At 78.4% G+C, this 1,140-nt stretch carries 1 pseudogene; it reads left to right on the top strand.

Annotation, left to right across the window (positions count from 1 at the left end):
* Nucleotides 1–1,140: pseudogene (locus ACFV0G_RS39595) on the top strand (hypothetical protein); the annotation flags it as partial.

Here is a 1,140-nt window from a genome sequence, read left to right as displayed (position 1 = left end):
ACCTCCCGCCCGGAAGCCCCCCCCCCCCCCCGCCCCCCCCCGCCCCCCCCCCCCGCCCCCGCCCGGCCGGCCGGGTGCCTGCTCATCGTCGAGGACCTGCACGACGCCGACGCCGAGACCCTGGCGGTCCTCGACTACCTGGTGGACAACCTGGCGGACCAGCCGGTGCTGGTGGTCGCCACGCTCCGCCCCGGGGCCGGCCCGGCGGCCGACCTGGTGCACGCCGTGGTGGCCCGCCGCCGCGCCGACCGCGCCGACCTCGGCCCGCTCGGCCCGCAGGACGTCCGCGACCTCGCCGAGGGCTGCCTCTCGGCCGCGCCCGGCGGGGTGCCCCGGGCCGTCACCGAGCGGCTGGTGCGCGACTCCGAGGGCAACCCGTTCGTCGTCGAGGAACTCCTCAGCGGCATGATCTCGGCCGGTGCGCTCCGCAACGACGGTCAGGGCACCTGGCGGATCTGCGGTGACCTCGACATCGACGTCCCGATGACGCTCGTCCACAGCATCGCCCAGCGGGCCGCCCGGCTCGACCCCTCCGCCCGCGAACTCCTCTACGCCGCAGCGGTACTGGGCCGCCGCTTCGCGCTGTCCGTGCTCAAGCTGGTCACCGGACTCGACGACCGCGCGCTGCTGATCCACCTGCGCTCCGGCATCGACGCCCAGCTGATATCCCCGGGCGGCCCGGTCGCCGACTGGTACGAGTTCCGGCACGCCCTCACCACCGACGCGCTGCTGGCCGGCCTGCTGCCGGTCGAACGTGCGGCCGTCGCCCGGCGCGCCGCCGAGGCGATCGAACAGGCCCACCCCGGGCTGCCGGGGGAGTGGCGCCAGCTGGTCGCCACCCTGCGGCAGACCGCCGGCGAACACCGGTCCGCCGGACTGCTGTTCGCCGAGGCCGGCCGGGCGGCGCTGGCCGCCGGCGCGGTCTCCTCCGCAGTGGCGCTCCTGGAACGGGCCCACGCCCTCGTGCTGCGCACCCCCGACACCCTCGGCCCGGGCCGGACGGGGGCGGAAGGACCGGCGGCCGCCGGCGGCCCCGACCGCGCCCGCCGGGAGGCAGACCTGCTCGCCACCGGCCTGGAGGCCGGGCTGCTGGACGCCGAGACCGAGCCGGCCACCGCGCCGGACCCGCGCCGCCACCCC

This window comes from Kitasatospora sp. NPDC059571 (assembly GCF_042735675.1).
Lineage (GTDB): Bacteria > Actinomycetota > Actinomycetes > Streptomycetales > Streptomycetaceae > Kitasatospora.
The sequence above is the reverse complement of the archived record's forward strand: the minus strand, read 5'-3'. Positions and strand labels throughout refer to the sequence as shown.